The 24,193-nt window shown below is 41.7% G+C and carries 16 protein-coding genes and 1 pseudogene; 9 read left to right on the forward strand and 8 right to left on the reverse strand.

From position 1 onward, the window contains the following. Positions 1-43: 43 nt before the first annotated feature. The 4 genes from ACM0OZ_RS31775 to ACM0OZ_RS31790 all read left to right on the forward strand — a co-directional run bounded on the left by ACM0OZ_RS31775 (position 44) and on the right by ACM0OZ_RS31790 (position 8,103). Complete coding sequence (locus ACM0OZ_RS31775) at positions 44-6,829, forward strand: PAS domain S-box protein (protein ID WP_414586820.1); 6,786 nt, start codon at positions 44-46, stop codon at positions 6,827-6,829. Continuing rightward, positions 6,826-7,203 (forward strand): response regulator, encoded by a 378-nt coding sequence (locus tag ACM0OZ_RS31780; RefSeq protein ID WP_414586821.1) that lies wholly within the window; start codon positions 6,826-6,828, stop codon positions 7,201-7,203. The genes ACM0OZ_RS31775 and ACM0OZ_RS31780 overlap by 4 nt, the downstream gene beginning before the upstream one ends. Before the next feature lie 231 nt (positions 7,204-7,434). After that, entirely contained in the window at positions 7,435-7,839 is a 405-nt protein-coding gene (locus tag ACM0OZ_RS31785; protein WP_414586822.1) for a response regulator, read from the forward strand. A gap of 105 nt (positions 7,840-7,944) precedes the next feature. Beyond that, positions 7,945-8,103, forward strand: coding sequence for a hypothetical protein (locus ACM0OZ_RS31790; RefSeq protein ID WP_414586823.1), 159 nt, complete (start codon positions 7,945-7,947; stop codon positions 8,101-8,103). Between the two features lie 285 nt (positions 8,104-8,388). Here the strand turns inward: ACM0OZ_RS31790 and ACM0OZ_RS31795 are convergent, their stop codons facing one another. Next, positions 8,389-8,577, reverse strand: a complete 189-nt coding sequence (locus ACM0OZ_RS31795) for a hypothetical protein (RefSeq protein ID WP_414581817.1) — start codon at positions 8,575-8,577, stop codon at positions 8,389-8,391. 267 nt (positions 8,578-8,844) lie between these two features. On the opposite strand from ACM0OZ_RS31795, the gene ACM0OZ_RS31800 reads away from it, so the two are divergent. The 5 genes and pseudogenes from ACM0OZ_RS31800 (at position 8,845) to ACM0OZ_RS31820 (ending at position 13,087) form a co-directional block, all read left to right on the forward strand. Next, the gene (locus ACM0OZ_RS31800; protein ID WP_414586824.1) at positions 8,845-10,236 is read left to right on the forward strand and encodes an AAA-like domain-containing protein; all 1,392 of its coding nucleotides are present in this window, start codon (positions 8,845-8,847) and stop codon (positions 10,234-10,236) included. Positions 10,237-10,399: 163 nt separating this feature from the next. Beyond that, entirely contained in the window at positions 10,400-10,567 is a 168-nt protein-coding gene (locus ACM0OZ_RS31805) for a transposase-like zinc-binding domain-containing protein (RefSeq protein WP_414586825.1), read from the forward strand. Positions 10,568-10,803: 236 nt separating this feature from the next. After that, positions 10,804-11,490 (forward strand): AMP-binding protein, encoded by a 687-nt coding sequence (locus ACM0OZ_RS31810; protein WP_414586826.1) that lies wholly within the window; start codon positions 10,804-10,806, stop codon positions 11,488-11,490. After that, positions 11,385-11,639, forward strand: a pseudogene (locus tag ACM0OZ_RS31815) (chorismate pyruvate-lyase family protein); the annotation flags it as partial. The gene ACM0OZ_RS31810 and the pseudogene ACM0OZ_RS31815, both read left to right, overlap by 106 nt. A 617-nt stretch (positions 11,640-12,256) precedes the next feature. After that, complete coding sequence (locus ACM0OZ_RS31820; protein ID WP_414586827.1) at positions 12,257-13,087, forward strand: TerB family tellurite resistance protein; 831 nt, start codon at positions 12,257-12,259, stop codon at positions 13,085-13,087. Between the two features lie 133 nt (positions 13,088-13,220). Here ACM0OZ_RS31820 and ACM0OZ_RS31825 read toward each other — a convergent pair whose 3' ends face one another. The 7 genes from ACM0OZ_RS31825 to ACM0OZ_RS31855 form a co-directional block, all read right to left on the reverse strand. Beyond that, on the reverse strand, positions 13,221-13,955 hold the full coding sequence (locus ACM0OZ_RS31825) for a DUF928 domain-containing protein (RefSeq protein WP_414586828.1): 735 nt from the start codon (positions 13,953-13,955) through the stop codon (positions 13,221-13,223). A gap of 311 nt (positions 13,956-14,266) precedes the next feature. Further along, the gene (locus ACM0OZ_RS31830) at positions 14,267-16,153 is read right to left on the reverse strand and encodes a CHASE2 domain-containing protein (RefSeq protein WP_414586829.1); all 1,887 of its coding nucleotides are present in this window, start codon (positions 16,151-16,153) and stop codon (positions 14,267-14,269) included. Between the two features lie 657 nt (positions 16,154-16,810). Beyond that, positions 16,811-17,488 (reverse strand): response regulator, encoded by a 678-nt coding sequence (locus ACM0OZ_RS31835; protein WP_414586830.1) that lies wholly within the window; start codon positions 17,486-17,488, stop codon positions 16,811-16,813. Positions 17,489-17,757: 269 nt separating this feature from the next. Then, a complete protein-coding gene (locus tag ACM0OZ_RS31840; RefSeq protein ID WP_414586831.1) occupies positions 17,758-18,456 on the reverse strand; it encodes a hypothetical protein in 699 nt (232 codons plus the stop codon). Between the two features lie 715 nt (positions 18,457-19,171). Next, complete coding sequence (locus ACM0OZ_RS31845; RefSeq protein WP_414586832.1) at positions 19,172-20,566, reverse strand: HlyD family secretion protein; 1,395 nt, start codon at positions 20,564-20,566, stop codon at positions 19,172-19,174. A 95-nt stretch (positions 20,567-20,661) separates the two neighbouring features. Further along, positions 20,662-22,812, reverse strand: coding sequence for a peptidase domain-containing ABC transporter (locus ACM0OZ_RS31850; protein ID WP_414586833.1), 2,151 nt, complete (start codon positions 22,810-22,812; stop codon positions 20,662-20,664). Between the two features lie 593 nt (positions 22,813-23,405). Beyond that, complete coding sequence (locus ACM0OZ_RS31855; RefSeq protein ID WP_414586835.1) at positions 23,406-23,750, reverse strand: hypothetical protein; 345 nt, start codon at positions 23,748-23,750, stop codon at positions 23,406-23,408. Between the last annotated feature and the right edge of the window lie 443 nt (positions 23,751-24,193).

Below are 24,193 nucleotides of genomic sequence, written 5' to 3' on the forward strand. Positions count from 1 at the left end.
CCCTTCCACTAGCACAACACCTTGATCTCCACGTCACTTAATAATGATTACCATTGCAGGCTACCAGCTGCTTACTCAAATCTACGAAAGTGCCAATTCTCTGGTTTATCGAGGTATCCGAGAGAAAGGTAACAAAGCAGTTATTCTCAAAGTTCTGAAAGAGGACTATCCTACACCCTCTGAACTGATTCGATATAAGCAGGAATATGAAATCACTCGCAATTTGAATGTAGATGGTGCGATTAAGGCTTATGGCTTAGAACCAGTAGAGAGAACTCTAGTTATCATCCTTGAGGATTTTGGCGCAACATCCTTAAATCTATTGATGAATGCCCCTGTAGGCGCAAAACATACCTTTCCCCTACCAGAATTTCTCAAGCTAGGCATCAAAACGGCTGAGATTTTGGGCAGCATTCACAGCGACCATGTCATCCATAAAGACATTAACCCCTCTAATATCGTCCTGAACCCAGAAACTGGACAACTCAAAATTATTGACTTTGGCATTTCCACTCTCATCACCCGCTCTAATCCGACTCTGAAAAATCCCAATGTTTTAGAAGGCACTTTAGCCTACATATCGCCGGAACAGACCGGACGAATGAACCGAAGTCTTGATTACCGCACGGACTTTTACTCTCTCGGTGTGACCTTCTACGAACTGCTGACGGGAAAACTACCGTTTGAAACGAATGATGCCCTGGAGTTAGTGCATTGTCATATCGCCCAACACCCCATTCCACCGCATCAGCTAGGGGGGAAGGGCGGTACAGCCATTCCCAAGGCAGTTTCAGATATTGTGATGAAATTGATGGGGAAAACGGCAGAAGAACGATACCAAAGTGCTTGGGGACTAAAAGCTGATTTAGAAAAATGCCTTCACCAGTTACAGACAACTGGCAACATTGAACCGTTTCCCCTCGGTTCTACTGATATTTCCGACAAGTTTCAAATCCCCCAAAAACTCTATGGACGTGAAGCGGAAGTTGAAACTTTACTCAGAGCGTTTGAGCGAGTTACCCTGAGTAGTGAAATGATGCTCGTTGCCGGGTATTCCGGTGTCGGAAAATCAGCCTTAGTACAAGAGATTTATAAACCCATTACTGAAAAACGCGGTTATTTCCTAACTGGTAAATTTGACCAGTTTAAGCGAAATATTCCTTACTCAGCCATTGTGAGCGCGTTCGCCGGATTGGTACAGCAACTGTTAACTGAAACTGAAGCACAGCTTGAGCAATGGCGAGAAAAACTTCGATGTGCTTTGGGTTCTAATGGTCAGGTGATTATTGATGTACTTCCGGAAGTGGAACTGATTGTCGGCAAACAGCTGTCCGTCCCTGAGTTAGGCGCTGCTGAGTCGCAAAATCGCTTTAATCTCGTTTTCCAAAACTTCATCCAGACATTTTGTATAAAAGAGCATCCTTTAGTCATCTTTTTGGATGATTTGCAGTGGGCAGACTCCGCCAGTCTCAAGTTGATAGACCTCATGATGACGGATGCGGATACACGATATCTGTTTCTGATTGGAGCGTATCGAGATAATGAAGTCGGCTCCACCCATCCATTGATGATGACTGTTGATAGGTTGCGTCATGTCGGAGCAACTGTCAATTTTATTACCTTAGCTCCTTTACAGAGTGAGTCTATCAGCCAGTTAATAGCTGATACATTGCATAGTGATACGGCATCCGTCAGACCCTTGGCAGAACTGGTGGCGCGTAAAACTGACGGTAATCCTTTCTTTGTTAATCAATTTTTGAAAACACTGCACGCCGACAATCTGCTTACCTTTGATTTTGAACGCAATGCTTGGCAATGGAACTTAGCTCAAATTCAGGCAACGAATATCACTGACAATGTGGTGGAGTTGATGATTGGTCAGTTAAAAAAATTGCCAGAATCCACACAGGAGGTTTTGTGTTTAGCGGCTTGTGTTGGTGCAGAATTTGACTTAAAAACCCTTTCTATCATTTGTGAAAAATCAAGAAGTGAAGTTTTTTCTGACTTACTGACGGCAGTTCAATCCGGGTTAATCCTATCTACATCTGAGTTAGATGAAAACCTATTCATTCAAAATTATAAATTTCTGCATGACCGGGTACAACAAGCGGCTTATGCGTTGATGGATGATGGACAAAAAACAATTCTTAACTTACAAATAGCTCGCCTGCTGTTACAAAATACCTCAGCCGATGCCTTATCAGATGAATTATTTGAAATTGTCGATCATTTCAATCTTGGGGTTGAATTACTAACCCATCAACACGAGCGAAATGAAATAGCTAAACTCAATTTGATGGCTGGTCATAAAGCCAAAGCAGCAACGGCTTATGGCGCGGCAGTTGAGTATTTGAATGTCGGGCTAAAACTTTTGAGTGCAGATAGTTGGCACAGCGAGTATGACTTAACCTTAGCTTTGTACGAAGAAGCAGCAGAGGCGGCGTACCTCAACGGGGATTTTATCACGATGGAGCAATTGGCTCTAGTCGTGTTAAACCATGCCAAAACAGTGCTGCACAAAGTCAAAGTTTATGATGTCAAAATTCAAGCCTCTGTGTCACAGGGCAATCTGAAAGAAGCCGTTAAGATTGGACTGCAAGCGCTGAATCTGTTAGGGGTGATATTACCAGAAGAACCGAGCCAGTTAGATATTCAAAGAGGAATGGAGGAAACAGCTTCACTTTTGGCTGGGCAGGAAATCGAAGAATTAATTAACCTACCAAAGATGACCGAACCCGAAAAGCTAGCAGCGATGCTTGTCCTATCGAGTATAGCATCGGCTTCGTTTATAGCGGTTCCTAATCTTTTCTTACTGATTGCATTATCAAAAATTAATTTATCTATCAAATATGGCAATACAGAATTATCAGCATTTGCTTATGGTCAATACACAGTAGTTCTGTGTGGAATACTCCAAGACATTGAGTCAGCTTATAAATTTGGCAAACTCTCTTTAAGGTTGGGAGAACGGTTAAATGCTCAGAAAGTAAAAGCTAAAATATGCTTGGGATTTGGTGCCCACTCAATGCACTGGAAAGAGCATTTCAAGGAAACAATATCAATTTTGATTGAGGGCTATCAAAAGGGAGTTGAAATCGGCGATTTTGAATATGCTGGCTATTGCGCCTGTTATGTGTGTGAACATTTATACTTTTTAGGTCACGAACTTACCCAGCTAGAACAACGGATAGCAACTTATAGTAAAGCGATCGCTCGAATCAAGCAGGAAGCATCTTTTAATTGGACGGCAATCTTTCGACAAACAGTCCTCAACTTGTTGGATCAAACTGAAAATCCCATCCAGTTATTGGGTGATGCTTACAACGAGGAGCAAAGCCTGCCACTTGCTCTCAAAGCCAATAATAGAATAGAACTTTTATTTTTTTACTTAAATAAACTCATATTATGTTATCTATTTGGTGACACTCGGCAAGCCGTCCATAATGCAGTACTCGCTAAACAGTATCTAGAAGGATTAGCTACAATGCTAGTTACTGGTTTACTGCATTTCTATGATTCTTTAGCACATTTGATCGCATTTGTCGAGGCTTCAAACTCCGAAAAAGAAACTTGGCTCAATCGGGTTCATGGAAATCAAGAGAAAATGCAGAAATGGGCACATCATGCCCCGATGAATTATCTGCATAAATTTTATCTAGTCGAGGCAGAGAAAGCACGAGTCTTGGGTCAATTTTTTGAAGCCGAGGAGTTTTACGAACAAGCGATTCAAGGAGCAAGGGAAAACGAATATATCCAGGAAGAAGCTTTAGCTTATGAGTTAGCTGCCAAGTTTTATTTAGCGCGTGGTAGGTTGAAGTTTGCCCAAACTTATATGCAAGAGGCTCATTACACCTACACACGCTGGGGAGCAACAGCAAAGGTTAAGGATTTAGAACAACGCTATCCCCAATTTTTTCCCAAAACAGCTTCAAGCGAGGGCATCAAGCCTTACAGTAATGCAATTTTAAGCAGTGGATCGAAAACATCTACTGAACTCGATTTGAGCAGCGTTCTCAAAGCCTCACAAACCCTGTCGGGTGAAATTGTGCTAAGTACCCTGTTAGAAAAGATGATGAAAATTGTCCTGGAAAATGCAGGGGCACAGAAAGGTTATCTGATTTTGCGATCGCAGCTTGAGCCAGGGAACAACAATGGGCAATGGGTGATTTCGGCATCAGGAACAGTTGAGAATAATGAATTCAAAATTTTACCATCCATCCCCGTTGAAACACTCGGTGGCAGCAGTCATACCCCAATGCTGTGTGATGCGATCGTCAATTACGTTATCCGTACCCAAGAAAGCGTTGTTTTGAATGATGCTTCTGGTGAAGGCAATTTCATGCGTACTCCTTACATTGTTAAACAGCAACCGAAATCAATTTTGTGTGCGCCCCTGCGAAATCAAGGCAAACTGGTAGGTATTTTGTACCTGGAAAATAATCTGACAACTGGGGCTTTTACGCCAGATAGATTGGAAATCTTGAAACTGTTATCGACCCAGGCAGCAATTTCAATTGAAAATGCCAACCTTTATGCCGAAGTGCGTGAAAATGAGACGAGGCTGACTCAATTTCTAGAGGCAATACCCATAGGCATCGGAGTGCTGGATGCTCACGGTAGACCGTGCTATGCCAATCGAATGGCTGTGGAATTATTGGGTCAAGGAGTCGCGCCGTCAGCTACAGGCGAACAATTGGGAGAAGTTTATCAACTTTATGTCGCGGGAACATCTCGGCAATACCCAAGCGACCAACTACCAATCCTGCGAGCGTTGAACGGCGAGCAGGCGATCGCGGATGATATAGAAATCCACCAACCGGATAGGATTATTCCCGTCGAGAGTCGAGGAACACCCGTCTTTGATGAAAAGGGTTACCTTGCCTATGCGATTACTACAATTCAAGATATCACAGAACGCAAACATGCTCAGCAGATTTTAACTGACTACAATCGTACTTTAGAAAAGCAAGTTGGTCAAAGGACAGCCGCTTTACAAGAGAGTGAAGCGACTTTAAAAGCCGCTCAACGAGTTGCCCATGTCGGAAGCTGGGAATTTGATGTCATGACACAGAAAATTACCTGGTCGGAAGAACAATTTCGCATTTTTGGTCTTGATCCAACTCAAAGCGAACCAACCTACGAACAATACATCCAGCAAATTCATCCGGATGACCGAGCATTAGTGCAACAGAGTTACGCGCAAATGATGCGGACTGGGAGAGGCGAGGAATTGGATTTTCGGATTGTACGCCCTAATGGTGAAGTTCGGCACGTTTCTCGAAGATGCGAGACTGTCGTGAACGAGCAAAAAGAGGTGATTAAATTCTTCGGAACGATACTTGATATTACGGAGCGCAAACGGGCAGAATTAGAACTGCAACAGCAAAAAGACCTGCGCGAGACGATTTACAACGAATCTGCCGATGCTCTGTTTCTGGTCGATCCTGAAACATTGCTGATCATTGACTGCAATCATCGAGCAGTAGAACTGTTTGAAGCAGATAGTAAAGCCGAACTGATTGGCATCAGAGGGCATATACTTCAGGTTCGTCCATTTACCTCGGACGAACTGGGCGAAATCACTGCGGAAATTGACCAAAAAGGCTGCTGGAGTCGGGAAATGGAATACGTAACCCGAAAAGGAAATCTCTTTTGGGGCAACCTGGCTGCTAAGGGCGTTTCGATTGCTAATCAACTCATCCATCTAGTGCGCGTAACAAATATTACCCATATCAAACAAGCTGAGTTAGCTCTGCGTGAAAGTGAAGAGCGGTTTCGCCATGCGTTTCATGATGCCCCCATTGGCATGGCGCTGCTGGGATTGGATGATCGCTGGCTCTCTATCAATCCGATGCTAGGTGAAATGCTTGGCTACTCCGAATCAGAGACTCTAACCCTGAACGCATCTAAGCTAATTCACCCAGAAGATGTTAATCAGCTTCAGCACTGCATCGAGCAAGTCCTGACTAACGAGAATCGCAATGCTCAAGTCGAGTTGCGCTACTTGTGCAATCGAGGACGCATCGCTTGGGGACTAACGAGCGTCTCGCTGGTACGAAATTCCCAGAACGAACCTTTGTACTACGTCGCCCAGATCCAAGATATCACCGAACAGCACGCTATTGAGCAGATGAAAAATGAATTCATTTCCATCGTTAGCCATGAACTTCGCACCCCGCTCACAGCCATCCAAGGATTTTTAGGGCTGCTCAATACTGGTATCTACGACAACAAACCCGAAAAAGCCAAGCGGATGATTCAGCAAGCTTTAACGAACAGCGATCGCCTCGTGCGTTTGGTGAATGATATCCTTGACTTGGAGCGCTTGTCTTCGGGGCGAGTGCAGCTTGTCAGGGAAGTGTGTCAGGCAGAAGATTTAATGCAACGAGCAGTTGAAGGGGTACAGTCAATCGCTATTGCAGCCGCCATTACACTCTCGATCACTCCCACCACAGCTCGCGTGTGGGCTTCCCCCGACTCGATCATCCAAACCCTGACCAATTTGTTGAGCAACGCCATCAAGTTTTCTCCCCCGAACTCGGTTATTATCTTGTCTGCCCAACCACAGACCGACTCAGTTCTGTTTCAAGTCAAAGACCAAGGCAGAGGCATTCCCGCCGACAAACTAGAAAAGATTTTTGAACGCTTCCAGCAGGTTGATGTCTCTGATGCTCGCGCCAAGGGAGGAACTGGTTTAGGCTTGGCGATTTGTCAAAGTATTGTCCAACAGCACGATGGTAATATTTGGGTAGAGAGTACCTTCGGTGAAGGTAGCACGTTTTATTTCACCTTGCCAATACCACCAGCAGGAATGATTAGAGAATCATGAGCAAACGCATCCTTGTGATCGATGATGAAGAATCGCTGCGAGAACTTGCCTGCACCTGCTTGGAGGATTTGGGAGGGTGGGAGGCGATCGCTGCCCAATCCGGTCATGAAGGACTCGACAAAGCCCAGGAGTATGCTGTTGATATGATTCTCCTCGACGTATCGATGCCTGACATGGATGGCTTGCAATTCTACCAGCAACTCAGAGCCAACCCAACAACTCAAATGATTCCGGTGATTTTGCTAACAGCCAAAGTATTACCAAACGAGCGCAGCCGCTTTGCTCAATTAGATATAGCCGGAATTATTACAAAACCCTTCGATCCAACGCTCATTTGCGAACAAATAGCCCAAATGCTAGGTTGGATTGAGTAGTGTAGCTGATATTCCAATACGGTTCAGTTAAGGTTGATGTGTAAAAAATCACGTGTGTAGAGACGCGCCATCCGAGTGTAGAGACGCGCCATCCGAGAGTTCAACATTGTGTTCCTGATAAGGGTTCTGGTCTTATCTGAACCGTACTGGCTGATATTCTTATCAGTTTCTTATCTTCTTGGTTTAATCTCAATAAATCAATTCCTTCAATCTGCTTGAAGCAATCTAAGAATGACAACCAAGAAGATATTGCTTATTGATGATGAAGCAACTATTCGAGAACTCGTACAAGTCTGTTTAAGCGACCTAGCAGGGTGGAATGTTATAACTGTCGCCTCGGCTCAAGCCGGGCTGAAACAGCTAGCGATAGAACGTCCTGATGCGATCCTTCTTGACGTTTCCATGCCGGGTATGGATGCCATCACCTTTCTGCATAGACTCCAGGAAAACCCTTTAACCAAAGCTATTCCAGTTATCTTCTTGAGCGTGAGAGCGGCTTGGTTTACCTCACAAAAACTTTACTCACTTGGTGTGGTTAAGGCAATTGCTAAGCCCTTTAATCCAGTGACTTTACCAGGAGCGATCGCTCGCGCCCTCGGATGGACATTGCAGGCTGAGAATGAATTTTTTGTTTGAGCGATCGCCGCCCAATCGAAAAAATTTTAGCGTCCCTATTAGTTCCTTATTTTTCATTGATAGCCTGAGCTTAAGGTTTTTGGAAAAAGAATTTGGAGGAACAAAATGACTGTATCCGCAAGCCAATTTTCTACTCCCCTAACGGAAGTGCGATCGCCTCTGGCACTGCACTTTGCGCAATCGCCTCAAAGCAGGTTGAGAGAATTGTTAGTCGCCGAGCCGAAAATATCTCGCCGCGTGCAGAGGTACCTTTTAAAAGGCTAACAAAAAATAATTCCAGCACGGTCAACACCCCTGCCGTCCATGCTAGGGGCTTAAGCGCCTCAAGCCAATAGGATTAGTTGACCCGACTCAGTACCGAAGCGTACTACGTTATTGGTAAGTGTTCAAGTTCTCACTCCAGAATGCGCAGCCAGTTCCGGACTCTGAAACCGGACGATTAAACAGGTTTAGAGGGTTAAGCCAGTGTCGCAAGCGAAAGTACCGACCAATAACTTTGTCAAGGCTAACTTTACTCCCTTTTGGGAAGGCACATCGAGTGCAAAACCGTTATGCGTACAGGTGAGTCCAGTCCTGTTCGCGCAGCGTCTCCGCTAGGAGAAGGCGGGTTTCCCGCCGTAGGGAACTGGCTCTCCCGTTGGGGTGAACGAGTTGAAATGGTAACTGTCCCATTGAAAGTACATCACAAAAGTACACCGATTCAAGTAACCCCAAGGCGGTAATGGTATCTAAAGGCATTTGACGGCTAAAAATAACGCGGCCGTCGTGTTTCCTCCTTGGTCTAAAGACACAAGGTTTCCACACTCCCGGAGATTTTTAGATGAAAAAGTGTTGACTCAGTGAGGCTGGGTGAATTGACATCAAATAACAAAATAGTATTTCCGTCTTTTAGACATCCTTAGTAATAGGGATAGCTCCAAGATGGAAAGACACAATTTCCTTAGAGTAAATTGTATAGTGAGCGAGATGAAACAATCTAGAACTAGACGAAGAAGGGGAGTTTTCTTGACTTCTGTTGGACTAAAGCGGTTACAAACGGCAATTGAAGCAGTGGAGATAAACCAGAACAACGGCGAGCGATTCACCTTGCAAGAATTAAGCGCACGCATGAACGTATCAATGAAAACCCTGAGTCGGTTATGGTCTTTGAATGCAAGTGTGGATCGGCGAACGCTCAAACTATGCTTTAGTGCCTTTGACCTAGAAATATGCACAAAGGATTACACCATCAGTAAGGAGATGGATGAGGATGAAACCACTGAAGCCTTATCATATAATTCGGACACAAAAGAGATATATGCATTGCAATCAATAGGGAAAGACACCTTTGCTAATGAACAGCATGACAAGTTTAGAGGTTGTTGTTTGTACCCAGATGGCTTAGTTCCCCTCGATTCTGTGCTGTATATTGAACGACCACCCGTTGAGAAACTGGGCTATCAAGAAATAACTCAACCAGGCTGTGTGATTCGGATTTGCGCTCCAACACAGATGGGTAAAAGTTCTCTAGTGCTGCGGCTTTGTGCTTTTGCTCAACAGCAGGAGTATTACACAGTAAAACTAGATTGCAATCAAATCGATGCGCTATTCTTGAGTGACTTAAACCTATTTTTCCGTCATTTTTGCTGGCGAGTGGCAAAAGAATTAGGCATTGCTCCCAATTTGGATGCCTACTGGGATAGTGAAATTGACAGTAAGTTGAATTGTAATTTCTACTGGAAAAACTACTTACTGGAGCAAATCAAACGTCCAATAGTTCTGGTGTTAGAGCAGTTTGACCGCTTTTTTGAATATCCTCAAATTGCTCAAGAGTTTTTTCCTCTGTTACGCTCATGGTACGAGGAAGCACGAGTGAATACTAACTGGCAGAAACTGAGACTAGTGGTGGTTTACTCCACAGAAGTGTATGCTTCCCTAGATATCAACTGTTCTCCATTTCACATTGGGTTACCGTTGTACCTGAGCGACTTTACTGAGCAACAAGTAAAGGAATTAGCCCAGAGGCACGGGTTAAGCTGGAATTCTGGTAAAGAGGCTACCCAATTGATGTCTCTAGTGGGCGGACATCCCGCACTGATTCAGATTAGCCTATATTATCTGACCTATCAAGGCATGACCCTAGAAGAACTCGTAGAGGACGCGATCGCCAACGGCGGCATTTATCGCTCTCATTTATTGCGACAGTGGACAACGCTGCAAGAGAACCCCAGTTTGATAGAGGCATATACTAAAGTTGTAGCAGCATCCGAAAGTGTTTATCTGAATCCGATTGAGGCTTACAAGCTCGATTGCTTGGGATTGATCTGCTATGAAGGCTCGCGCATTTCTCCTCGTTGCGAACTTTACCGCGCTTACTTTAAAAAACAACTATCTACAATTGTAGCGTTGCACAACTGACATCTTGCACCAAGAAAAATTGATGTTATTCTCACACTCAGTACTAAGCCTGAAGCCCTTATTTAACCGATAAAAGCTCAGAAAAGTGATGTAACTTTATTGCGCTGCTTTTGACTAAGCCCTGGGTTATACGGATAGGTGCAAGATATGAGACAATAGAAATATGATGCAATGTCCTGAATGCGGTTCAACCACAGTTAGCAAAAATGGACAGCGCAAAGGAAAACAGAACTACTTGTGCCAAGTCTGTCAGCGACAGTTTATCGATACCTATGAACCAAAAAGTTATACACCACCAGGGCAAAGGCATCTAAATTTGGTTGATAGGTGATTGACGAAAAGTCTGATTTATGTATTGAACGCTCAAATCAGATTTATCGCGCTCAGCATTTTACTTACTTATAAAAGTAAAGTAAAAATCGAACACAATTTTACGTCAATAAGCGTTGCTTAATGCGATTTTTTCAGACCCTATTGAGAACAGAGTCTTGTTAATGAGGCGCTGGCGTTTGCCCTGCCTGAACCAGTGTTCAATATCTTTCCCTGTTGTATTTCATAAGGAATTCCATGATCTTTCGCAGTCCATATCCTGATATTGCTATCTCCGAGCAGCCACTGACAGAATTTGTATTGCAACGAGCAGTAGAATTAGCCCAGAAACCAGTTCTCATTGAAGGGCTGACTGACCGCATAGTGACTTATGGACAACTAGCAGAGTTCATCGGTCGAGTTGCTGCTAGCTTAGCGGCGCGTGGCTTCTCAAAGGGTGATGTTTTGGCGATTTACAGCCCGAATCTTCCCGAATATGCGATCGCCTTCCATGCCGTGGCAACTTTGGGCGGGGTTATCACCACAGTAAACCCATCCTATACAGCAGAAGAGCTTGCATACCAACTTAATGATGCTGGTGCAAAATATCTGGTCACAATACCTGAGCTTGTAACTCAAGCATTAGAAGCAGCCCGTCAGTCAAAGGTAGAGCAAGTGTTTGTGTTTGGGGAGGCAGATTGTGCTACTTCATTTTCTGTACTTTTAGAAGGTGAAGGGGAAGTACCATCCGTACAAATCAATCCACGAGAAGATTTGATAGCCTTGCTGTACTCTAGTGGCACTACTGGTATGCCTAAAGGTGTGATGCATACCCACTATACATTTTTGGCAAACTTTTACCAATTCAAAAACTGCGAACCGGTCAACGTACAGAGTTGTATCGAGAAATTTGGGGAATTCACTACGGTAAATCAGCTTTTTTAGAGTCAGCTTTTAGTCACACAGGACCTTTTTGGGGACGTTACTACCTATTTTGGCATCAAGGACAACCTCTAACGCTGATTTATGAGGTTTTCTCGCCCTACTTGAGAAAGTACCTTGGCTCGGAGTGCATTGCACCTCGATTTCTGTAAAATTATGCATTTCCATCGATAAATACGCTTAATTAGTGTTACTAAACTATGGGTTTTGAATTAAATATCCATAGTTTATTTTTGCAATTATGACAGTTAAAATATTTTTTTCAAATAATATCTATGCATGCAATAATTAGACTTGTAATTTACAAAAATAACTCATTCCAGAGAACAAAATGGCTACTCACATTCAAGAGAAAGAAGCTAGCAATAATTTAGGCACTTTGTGGTTGTTTAAGGAACAGTATCTAGGTTCTATCTGGGTTTTGGTGAGCAAGACACACCCTACGTGTATTTCAAAAATTAAATAGGAATCCTATAGTTAACTGTCTTAACTGTCTTAACTGTCTTAACTGTCTTATCTGTCTTAACTGTCTTATCTGTCTTAACTGTCTTATCTGTCTAGTTAACTGTCTTATCTGTCTAGTTAACTGTCTTAACTGTCTTATCTGACCTTGCATTTTCATTCTTGAAGTTAGATAATTTTAAAAAATTTATTCATGTAAATTGCTTAAGTGTCTTAACTGTCCTTGCATTTTACAAACGATGATAAGAGGATTAAAAAATGATACTCAAAAAGCTCACAGCCAATTAGCAGCTAGAAATAAAAACTTATGTCTGACATCAAAAAAGTTGGTCAATCGTGGATACTTAATTGGTTCTTTGGTTTTAACCAGATTCCTACAAATGAGGATAGTTCCATTTATATGAAATCAGTTTTATGTTGCGCTAAAGCAGATGGAGTTCTCTCGAGCGAAGAAAAAGACTGGGCTGTTGGATTCTGTGCATCTTGGGGAGTAGAAGACTGGGTGATTGAAGAGCTAAAAACATATGAGGCGGATGAAGCTATAGAAGAAGTCATTGCTCGCTCTCCTCAGGTATCCATAGCACAAAGGGATATACTTCTCACTGCAATTAGAGTTTGCGCTGCTGATGGAGAATATCATGAAAAGGAAAAGGCAAAAATTCGGCAAATGGCTTCTATTTTAGGAGTAAAAGAAGAAATAGTAGAGCAGTTAGATCAGCTAGCTTTTAAGATATATCCAAAACTCTACGAGAGTTTAAGAAAAGGTTGGGAAGATTTTAATAGCAGCCAAGAATACAAGTTATTTCATGATTTTTTTGATTTTCTTTTACAAGCGGGATTTGACGAAAGTCATTACAGAAAATCTATTCCCAACCCAGCTTATGATAATGCTGCTAAAATCATTGGAAAGTATTTTTTGGCAACCGCCAAACATTTTGAAATTTACTTTGACGAGATTTTTCCTGGCAATTTTTCTATATCAGAGGAAGGTGACAAAGAGGATTTTGTTATTCGAGTGTTTTATTTAACCGCTTTTTATCGAAATCAACCTTTATGCCTTTTCTCAATTAAATTTCCTCATTATCATGAAAATTTTGGCTTTCCACTACCACCAGAATTAGAGATAGTAAAGTTGTAAGATTTTTGACTTTTGAATGCGTGACTTTTGACTTCCGCGCAGCGGTACTAGCCCTTTTAACTGGAGTTTAGCTCATTTCACTCAAACAATGACTTCAACATTAGTGTTGTAACTTTTGGCTTTGTCCCCATGATCAATCACTCAGAGCAATGCTAGACAAATCCTCATCTAGTAATGGGTGTTCTGATTTGGCGAGATCTTCTAACAAACTTGCTGCAACTTTTGCCTGTTGTTTATTATTAGCGGAGGCTAGAGCTTCGCTTAAAGCGTCGTACCACATACCTGCTTCAGCATATAAGTTAACTCTTTCGGAGGATTCAAGCTGCTCAGAAAGCGCAATTTTCAAATTTGATGGCGTTGGTACAACCTCCATCTCTGCGCGAACAAGTAAATTGCGCGAGGGACGGTTACGGTTGCACAAACTTTCCAATTGCCAAAGATATTTTTTACCGACAGTTAAACCTTGTCCCTGCTGTGGTAAGGATAGTGTCATAATCCCTGGTGAGCTTTGCAACTGTTGCTTGTAAGCGAGCTTGCTTGGTTGGTCGTTTGTATCAAACTCGTAGAGTGTGAATTCCATAGGGATCTGTTGTGAGTGAGGTACAAACCAAGCAAACGTTGGGTGAAGCGAAGTCGTTTGACCGACGTGTGTCACAGGGGCAAGTAAAATGACTGGGCGCACACCGTTTGCTTGGCACCCCCCTCTAACACCTGAGGAGTCCGTATAACCACTGGGCGGCTTTTGAGTGCGGGGTGGTTTGTATGCAGCTTGCGCCGCTTGAGTAAACAAAAGTGTAATGGTCAAAACACAACTTGTTAAAAATTTGGCATTAAAAAGTTTGTGCAAGAGCCACTCTCTCTGAGTCATCTTCATATCCTCTCCGGCATTGCACTAAAAAAACAACAGTAAAATCTTAAAAATTCAAAGCGGGTTTTCTACGAATTCCCTTACTTTTCAATCTAGAGGAAATTACGTAGAAATTTCCTATTAAAATATTGTTTAATATTTGTATATAGTGGAATTTACATAACTTTAATTAGGCCGGTTAACTATTCAATCACTAACGTTTTACTATTAATATCTTCTCATGCAGTTATGTCAATTCCAGAGGGGAAATAGAATCTTGATAAAAAGGCGAAATTGTAAAGATATTAAGGCTCATTTTCCCAGGGTAACAATTACCAAAAGTACAATTTGGCTATGGGCCAAGATAACTCGCAAAGAGTGCCTTTAGGAGAAAGAGGCGATCGCCTAAATTTCCCTTTAAGTTGTCGCGCCAATGACCTAAACTGCTGCGTTCCGTGACCTTCTTTAAATGAGTTAATGCCTAAGCCATCATCTATAATGCTCAAAGTGTACCAGCCTTCATAAGTCGTACAGGTGACTTCTAGCTTTGTGACTCCTGTGGCGTGTTTACCGACGTTACACAAAGCTTCTTCCAGAAATCGACACAGTCCTAGCTTTTGTTCTGTATTTAAATGTCGATTATCTATAGGCTCAAATGTACGGATTTTCACTCTGAGTGTTTTAAAACAGGAAAAGTCCCGCTCTAAGGTATGGTTATAAACTTGATAAAGAAGTTCATGAATGGGGTCTTGTAAATTTAGGACTAGACCTTTTCCTAAATAAAGACAATTATCTTGCATCAGAGGTTCTTGTTGCAGAAATTCATAAATTCCCCTCAGTTCATGATTCAATTTTTCAAGTTCTTTTTCAAGTTCGCCAATTAATTCGTTCGCTGGTAAATCTCTGTCTCTGACACGCTTTAAAGCTTTAGCAAGGGTTTGCAATGGTCCGTTGTGAATCGTTTCAAATGTGCGTTCAATCACGGTTTGGCGAGCGTTAATTCTAGAACGCCAAGCTTGGTCGTATTGATATAAGGCGGTCATGCCTATACCATTCAAAACTAAAACGAGCATTGCTGGTGTTACTGGAACCCACAAACCCCATGTCACGAGGAACAAATAACTCAGGGCGACAAGACAATTGCTAGCAACGAAAACAGCCAAAAGATTGATCAACGGGAATTTAGTGAGTCTGGCAAAACCAATTCCCAAAATACCCCAGCCTATAATCCATACATATTCCCACCCTTCTGACCAAGAATGTAAAAGTGGTCGTTTGTCAAGCACAGCACTGATGATTTGAGAAATGGCATGTGCCTGAATTTCCACTCCATAAACTCGCCCTGGTGCGGTTTTGGTAGATGGAATTGCGGAAGTCGTTATCCAGTCTTTGATGCTTGGGGCTATGATCCCGATAATCACGATGCGATCGCGTATCCACTCAGGTTGAAAATTTCCCGTTTTAATATCATTAAGAGTAATCGTTCTAAATCGTTCTCGACCACTACGAAAATTGAGTAGTACTTGAACTCCACCATCATTGGCTTGCACGTAACCCCCAGTGCTTGCCAAAAACCGAGGTAGTTCGGTATTTCCGAACCTCATAGCAGCCGAGTCGCGAATACCGTTTTCTAAGGTTATACCTTTATGAGCCAGATAAGCACTTGCTAGAGATAGCGATAAAGAGAGCTTGTATTCTTTAGCCGTTGGTGTTGCTAGCAAGCTACGTCGCAATTTGCCATCATTATCCGTAATTTGGTCTGCAAAACCAACTTGTTCGGGTGGTAATGCTGGTGGTGGCGCAACTTGCTCAGGCAAGACTTTTTCAATAGCAATTAAATTTTTGATATCCTTAAATGCAGCCACAAGTTCACGATGACCAGGCTCAACAGGTAAATCTCTAAAAATATCAATACCAATCACCCGAGGCTTGTAGGTTTGTAATTTTCTGACAAGCGCTACAATTTCTTTATCTGGAATAGGATACTTTCCGACATTGCGGATATCCTTTTCGTCAATTCCTACAATCAGGATGCGTTCATCGATACGTTCACTTGAACGTAGACGAACAAAACTATCAAAAGCTAGCCACTCTAAAGATTGCATAGAACCAGTGAGACGGGCTACAATCACTAGTCCAATCACTGCAATGCCTGGTAATGCACCCACACGCCAAATGGCAATTTCATCTTTAATTATTTTCCAAATTCCAGGCTGCATTAGAAGTGTGAATTGAGCAGGTTTTTTTGTAAAAATTCTATTGTAAGTAGGTCGGCGTGATTAAACAAACTTATGTAAAGAAATGTAAATTGACGTGAAACGCTTGTAGTAAGCGCTTTAGCGCTAAAGCGCTTACTACAAACAAAAAATGTATATTTGTGCCGACCTATTTAAATTCCAATACAGTTCAGTTAGGGCTGAACAATATGAATTTCCAGTGTCTAGAGACGTTGCGTCCGAAAGTTCTACAAAGGTTGACGGTAGATCAATTCTCTTAACTGAACCGTATTGATTTAAATTCTAAAAATCTATTTTGATTTCCAATTCAATATTTTTTACAATTTCAATCTCTATAAAATTCTTAAGAAGAACGCAGAACACAGAACTCAGTAATCAGAATATCCCCACGGATAGAATCCGGGAGATTGGAGAAGGAAAAACTTTCTTTGTCTCCACGTAGGACGAAGTCCGTGCCGTAGGCAATGAATTCGGGGGCATAAGATCAATACTTAGTAGAGACGCCCTCTATGGGCGTCTCTACTCTTAATTCGTGACGAGAAAACGCGTTTAATATTCTGACTTCTGAGTTCTGATTCCTGAGTTCTTTCTTGGTCATATATCATGAGTTTATCCTTATTGATAACTTTGAACTCACAACTAATCTATTAACCCTTCTTCCCTGGCTATCATTTCTGTTTGAATTCGGATATTTTTTCCATCGTCAGGATAAACGTTTAAAGCGTCTTGCAGTTTACTCCAGTAATGGCGCACCATCCTTTCAGAGACACACATTCGCTCTGCGATCGCCTTATCTTGTAATCCTTCCTCAAAAGCTAGACTTAGCACCCTTAGCCACTCTGGTTTCACCTCCAATCCAGAATGAATTCCTTTTATATCTTTGGTATGAGTTAATCCCTGCAATGCCCAATCAACTCTCGTTAACATTTCTTGACTAGAAAGACTTTTATCCGCAACAGTGAAGCCTCCTTTATGAGCATCAATGTCAGGTCTAATGCGTACTATTGTTCTGACATGAGCGCTTTGGACAACAATATTCAAGTTGGGGAACTCCTTCATGAAAGTCCTGAGAAGTTGAACGCCCGTATCAGGTCGTGCCATCATCCCAGTATTCTCAGGAATGGAAAGGTCCATAACCACGAGGTCGGGCTGCGAATTCATCACTTGATTGAGAGCATTCTTAGCAGTTAGAGCAGTGATGAGTTCCGCATCTGGGTATTGTTTTCGCAGGACATCTATGGTTCCACCTAAAACTGATTCGTGGTCATCAATAACCAAAATTTTCAGCAATGCCTTCCCTGATAAAGTTTGTCTCATTTGTTATACCTCGTCAACGAAAACATTTGTATAATTATATACTAAAAAACAAGATCAGAAATCGTCTGATGTTTAATTCATCAATTATATTTAACGTGAGTTCGACAGACCTCTCCCACCCAACCTCCCTCTCCTAGAAGGAGAGGGAGGAGCAACGTAAAAATCAGAGTTTTAAGCCTCTCCCCTTATAGGGGAGAGGTTTGGAGAGGGGTCAAATCAGGATACATCTAACTCACGTTATATTTAGTTTGTAGACTACAAGTTATAACTTACTTCCAGCAAAAGTACCAGACTATGCTGAGATTTTTGATACGGTAAAAGCATTTGCCGGATGTTAAGATTTTAAAAGTTTTACAAAGAAATTTTAATTCAGGTAGACTAGAATAAGAAATAAGTGTATGGGTATCAGGATAAGTCATTCGCACGATCAGCTGACCTATATTTTGCTGTTCTTCTAAACTGATATCAATTGATATTGGGGTTAAAACTTCTGGCAAAGTTATTCTTAGTAACTCCTCTAAAGCTCTGACAACTGTCAAACTGCATCCAACTGACTCCTGTCGCCAACAAGGTGGCATATCAATATGAAAATATAGGTGTGGATGAGATGTTCTCCAAGGTTCTAAGAGGCAGTGAATAGCTAAAGGCAAGCTATCTTGAAGGTATGCTGGAAATAAGCGATCGCTTAATTGCACTAAATATTGATGGAACTGATCAATTTGTTTTAAGCAATCTTGAGTTTTGTTGAACGACAACTCCAAGTTATCTACGCTTAACATCTCTAGGCTACGACGAATTGCGAAAGACTCTTGCAACAAACCGTCTCGGATTTTCTCCGCTTCTTGAAAGAGTTTTATAGATTCCCTACAAGACCACCACTGTAATGCCTCTTGAGTTGTATGCTCAGAAGCTAGAAACCGGATCAGGGTGACGAAGTAGATAATTAAGAATATAATGGGTGTACACAATGTTAGCCTCACAAGACATCGTTATGTTATTTATTTTCCTAGCATAATAAAGAAAGGCTAGGCAGGGCATTGTATCTTTGTGCGAAATATAATAGTTATAATACGTCACTTTTATTTCTCAATACTGCATAGAGAACAAAATCATTAAGAATTAGTTATTCAGCTATTGCACATTTCATTGATATATTGATTTGTCATAAGTCAGATCTTGCACCCAACAAGAGCCAGAGGCTCTAATATCTCGTTACCAGGTTGAACCTGGTAACGAGGGTTTGGAGGCTTTGCCTCCTCAGTATTGCAACAGGTGCAAAATCTCAGATAAGTCATTTATCGTTTTTTAGCAATAAATGATAAATCACCCAATATCATCTCTAATTTTCATTTTTTATCAATCAATTCACTGAAAATGTAAGACTTATTGCGTTCATTAAGAAAAAGAATAATTAACCACAGATGGGAGCAAAGAGATGGAATCTTGTCTATATAAATCATCAACTCTAGCAATCCTAAATCATTTGTAAAACTCTCTGTTGTCTCTTTTCTTGGCGTTCTAGCCTACGGCACGCCGCTGCGCGTCTAAGGCGTCTAAAGCCCTTCGGGCATGCGCCTGAGCGCAGAGCGCACGCTACGCGAACGGCGTAGGGCGGTTTGTTTCAAGGTAATTTTCACTTCGCAGATAGGACTGTTATATGAATTGGTAATTATTAATGAGTGCTTATAAATCTGATATTAATCTTGCCCTTCTAAGCATGAATTGAAGCGCTGTTTCTTCTTTGGAAATAATGTCAGCTTTGGCATCCATTCCGGGTTGAATGAGGCATTTACGATTATGATTTCCGAAGGAAAGACGTTCCGGTTTAATTGTTGCTTCAAAGTAGCTAACAGATGGAATGGTACCCGTATTATTACTTTGAGGTGCGATCGCGTCTGGAGAGAGAGCACCAACAACACCTTTGAGCGTTCCATAGTCAGGATAGGGACAAGCGTCAACTCGTAATTGCACGGTTTGACCAACGGCGACCTTTTTAATTTCAGTAGCAGGAACCATTGCTTTAATGACTAAAGGAGCATTCTGCGGCACAATTTCAGCAATCGCTTCTGACGGGTTTACCACCTGACCGGGATTTCGCAAGTTCAGCTTGAGAACAACGCCATTACTGGTGGCACGAATCACGCTATTTTTCCTCTGAAGATTATTTTTCTCCACTTCTTTTTGAGATTGTCTGATTTGGTTTCGCATTTCTATTTGTCGCTGAATTAAAGCCTTTTTCTCTCTGATAAAAGCAGCGACACCAGCTTCTCCTTTAGCAGTTTCTTGAGCAATTCTTTCTTGAGCGATCGCCACTATTGCTCCACTCGGATTGAGTGCAGCTTTAGCCGTTTGAAGATTTGCCTTGGCAATGTCCACAGCTTTTTGTTCAGCCTCAACGGCTGCTTTTGTTTGCAAGACAATAAGTTGCTTTTCGTCGAATTGACGCTGAGCAATTACGCCTTCTTTAACGAGATCTTCAAAACGGTCTTGTTCTTTAATAGCAAACACTAAATCAGTCTTTGCTTTTTGTCTACCAAGTTCAGATTTTTGTAAATTTGCCTCTGCTGCTAGCACTTCGCTTTGAGCTTTAATTTGTTGCTCTTGATATTCACGTTGATTACGTGCCAAATCGGCTTTTGCAGAAGCGACAGTTCGTTCTATAACTCTCTTTTCAGCCTCAATTTGGGTATCTAAAGCTTTGATTTGAGCATCAATTTGAGCTAGTTGTAAATTTCCTTCCTGGATATTGCCTTGCAATTGGCTATTTTTGATGTGCAATTCCGTATCATCCAATTGGGCGATGATATCACCCTTTTTGACAATCTGATTTGTTTTAACAAAGATACTTTTAATAGTTCCTTCCATGGACGGTTGTACGAGCCGGATTTCTCCTGTTGGACGCACAGTCGCGGGAGCTTTCACAGTGACATTGTATTTAATGTATGAAGAAAGGGCGATCGCAGCACCAACATTGGCAACGAGAAATATTCCAGCTAAAGATGTCCAACGGCTAATAGGAGGAAGAAAGTCTTCAGTACCAACCGAGGGAAGCAGTTTTTGATGATGAGTATAAAGCATAATTGATAATTAGTAATTAGTTATGAGTTGTTTAGTCATTGTTAGTAGTTAGTTATTGTTCCACTAACTACTAGCAATTAACTATGAACCACTTGCTAAGGAATTAAAAAGTCCAAATGGTCGCCTGGTTTAGAGCGTAACTCTTTCAAAGAACCTTGAAGTTTCAACTTACCCTGTTCTATCAACACAATCCAATCAGCGCGATTAATCACTTTAGGACGGTGAGTAATTAGAATCGTAGTTTTACCGCGACGATGTTCAAACAACCGATCCAAAACTTGGGCTTCGCTCACTGGATCTAATCCAGAAGTAGACTCATCTAAAATCAGGACTGGTGGATCTGTAACGATCGCTCTTGCAATTGCTAGTCGTTGACGTTGTCCGCCGGATAGATTCGCACCAAATTCACCCAAAACAGTTTGATATTTATCCGGAAGTTTACTAATAAAATCATCTGCCTCAGCAATTTGGCAAGCTCTCACAATCTGCTCAAAAGAAACATAAGGTGTTCCTAAGCGAAAGTTTTCCATAATCGAACGACTCCAAAAGTGAGCATCTTGCGGAACGAGAACCACTTGCTGACGCAGACAATCAAGCGAAAGGTCTTGTAAATTATAAAGCCCAATCCGAATATTACCTGATTGGATTGGATATAAGCCGGCAATAAGTTTAGCTAAAGTACTTTTACCACAACCAGATTTACCAATGAGAGCAATAACTTGACCACCAGGAATTCTTAAAGAAAAGTCTTCTAATAAATCAATCCGGCCAGCATAATGAAAGTTAACATTTGTACAAATAATGTCAGTATCTCCAGGAATGTTGGCAAAAGGTTTTCTCCCATCACCTTGATTTTCCGGAGTGGCATCTATAACTTCTGTCAGGCGTTGCGTTGCCGTTTTAGCACGAGTAAATTCATCGACAAAACTGATAACACTACCAATTAAACCGAGAAAACTACCATTCATCGAGCTAAAGGCAAGGAGCTGTCCAATACTGAGATTTTCCGACGGGTTAATGACTAAATTACCGCCAAACCAAAGCAAAACAATACCACCAATACCGGAAATAAAACTAGAGAAAGTATGATTGATAATGCTAATCTGAATGGTGCGTAATGTGAGGTTAGCAAGTTTACTAAATCGGCTTTGTAATTCATCCCAAAATTGTGGTGCTGCCGTGGTTGTTTTAATGGTGAGTGCGCCTTTAAAGGTTTCAACTAAAACACCTTGTGTTTCTGCTTCTGTTACTAAAAGCTCACGGGTTTTTTGCTGCAAACTTGGTTGAAATACTATAGTAGATATTGTCATCACCACAGCGATGACTACAGCAACTAAAGTGAGTTTCCAGCTATAAAAAACCATGAAACCAAAAGAAATCAGCGCAATAAAAAATTGGCTGGGTAAGCCAACAATAACTTGGGCAACTAACTGATTAATTTGGTCAATATCTCGTAGTCGGCTAATGATTTCTCCACTGCGACGAGCTTCGTAGTAAGAAAGAGGTAAGTGCAAAATTTGTCGTCCAAATTCCAGGACTAGCCCTAATTGCAAGCGTTGTGCAAAGTGAGCGATTAAATTAGACTGCACAAACGAAAGGCTGCTGGAGATAAAATTCATCACAACCACGGCGATCGCCACAGTTGTGAGCAGCTTAGTATCACCGCGAACCAGCACATCATCAGTCAGGATTTGCAACAGAAAAGGCGAAGCCAAAGACAGCAGTCCCAAAATCAGGTTTAAGGGTAATGCTTGCGCTAGGATTCCGCGAAAAAGCCACACCCGCTTGAAGAAACGCAGAAACCCACCAACTTGCTCGTCTTGTTGGGCAAAAAAGCGTACTGGATCTGGTTCCAGTAACAGCATCAACCAATCTGCACAACCCTCTGCTAAATCTTGTTTGGAAAGGTAACGGACGCCCACCGCTGGATCAGCAACAACACATTTGTTCCCTTTCTTCCCGTATAAAACAACCCAGTGATTTCCTCCCCAATGAATAATTGCTGGTAAGGGCGCTTCCTTTATCTTGTTGAGGAGTTCCGGTGAGGTTTTCACTGGGCGAGCATTAAAACCCAGTGTTTCTGCACCCCGCTTCAGCCCTAACAGAGTCGTCCCAGATTGTCCTGTTCCTACAGCTTCACGGATGCGATTTAGAGTAAAAGTGCGTCCGTAATGTTTGGCTATAGCTGCGAGACAAGCAGCGCCGCAATCTTCTTCACTATGTTGTAAAACATGAGCGTATTTCATATACGAAAAAAGCTTATCTTAATTTCTCTATCACTTAATTAAAAAAAGCGCCTATCATCCGTGTGATATTGGCTTAAAGAAAGCAAACGTGTAATCGTTGCTTTTAGTTACACTATAAGGTCAGCAAATAGCTAGTGCATTGAGTGTTTGTGCCAGTTTCATTGCCTCAATATGCACAAAAAATTACACAATGATGCAACCTTAATTTCCGAAAAATACACATTGACAATCCAGGTAGAAATATTTAAGCTTTACCAATCAGATTACGCTTTAACTTAGAGTCAGTAATAATCCCTAGAAATTGCAAAATTAGGAGTAAATCAATAAGCAACTCCTAGTAATTACCATTAGATGATCAAACAGTTTATCGTAAATTAAAGGGTCTAAGACCCCTACGTCTATACGTAGTCTCAGTTACATAGGGGGTTTAAATCCCCCTATGTAACTGTCTTTAATGCCGTACCTTATGAATTTTGAGAGAAGTTGGAGCGGAGGTTTCCTCCGTCCCTTGCGCGTCTGAGGAGGAGACTCCAATCTTCGGTGATTTTGAATTGTTAAAGTGTGTCCGCACTATTAAGACACCAAATCTTCGACTACAGCACAGACAGAAGCCCAAACAACATATTTAAGAAATCTGCACCACCCAAGCTCTTTGATTTACGCTTGCGGCGTCCACCTCCGTTAAATCCACCTCCACTAAATCCAAAGGAAAGTTGCGAGAGTGTATATCCACTTTGTTGCCTAGAAGAACCACTACTAGTACCATCTGAAAAAGTGGCTTCGCTACTTGCAAAACTTCTAATATTTGTCATTTGTATGACCAAATCATACAGGTTTAGTGAAGAAGATGAACGTCCACCACACATAGCCTCTTGTTCTTGTTCAGATACATCAGTGAATAATTCTGAGTTTTTTTGTATTTGAATCTGTTTGGACATAAGTACAACCTTTGTCTTTGGTAGTATATATAGTTTTTTACAATAAGAGCATTAGAAAAATTAATTATCAATAAAAATAGTCAGCTATCAGTGATATGGGGTAGAAATGTAATTAATTCTTCTCCTATAACACCCCATATCTAGCTGATTAATTGAATAGCCTAAATAAACAAACCTGGTAGTGTTATGGCTTCAAGTTAATGGAAGATTCCAGAAAGTTAATCTGGTTCACTGTTTTGATTGACATACAGCTAGGGAAAATCAGTTGACGTCAAGTGAGAGTTAAGTAGGAATTCTGGAATCGAAATCGAGCAATTAATTATCTGTATTTAATTGCCTACCATGTGAAGGTGAGAATGTCTCCTGAGGAACTGCGAATCTTATCTTCGGAAGCCTTGAATACTTTTGTAGAACTTGCACCACCAGGACCAGCAACTGCTGTA

The sequence above is a fragment of the Scytonema sp. PCC 10023 genome (assembly GCF_963920835.1).
In the GTDB taxonomy this organism is placed as follows: Bacteria; Cyanobacteriota; Cyanobacteriia; order Cyanobacteriales; family Nostocaceae; genus Kalymmatonema.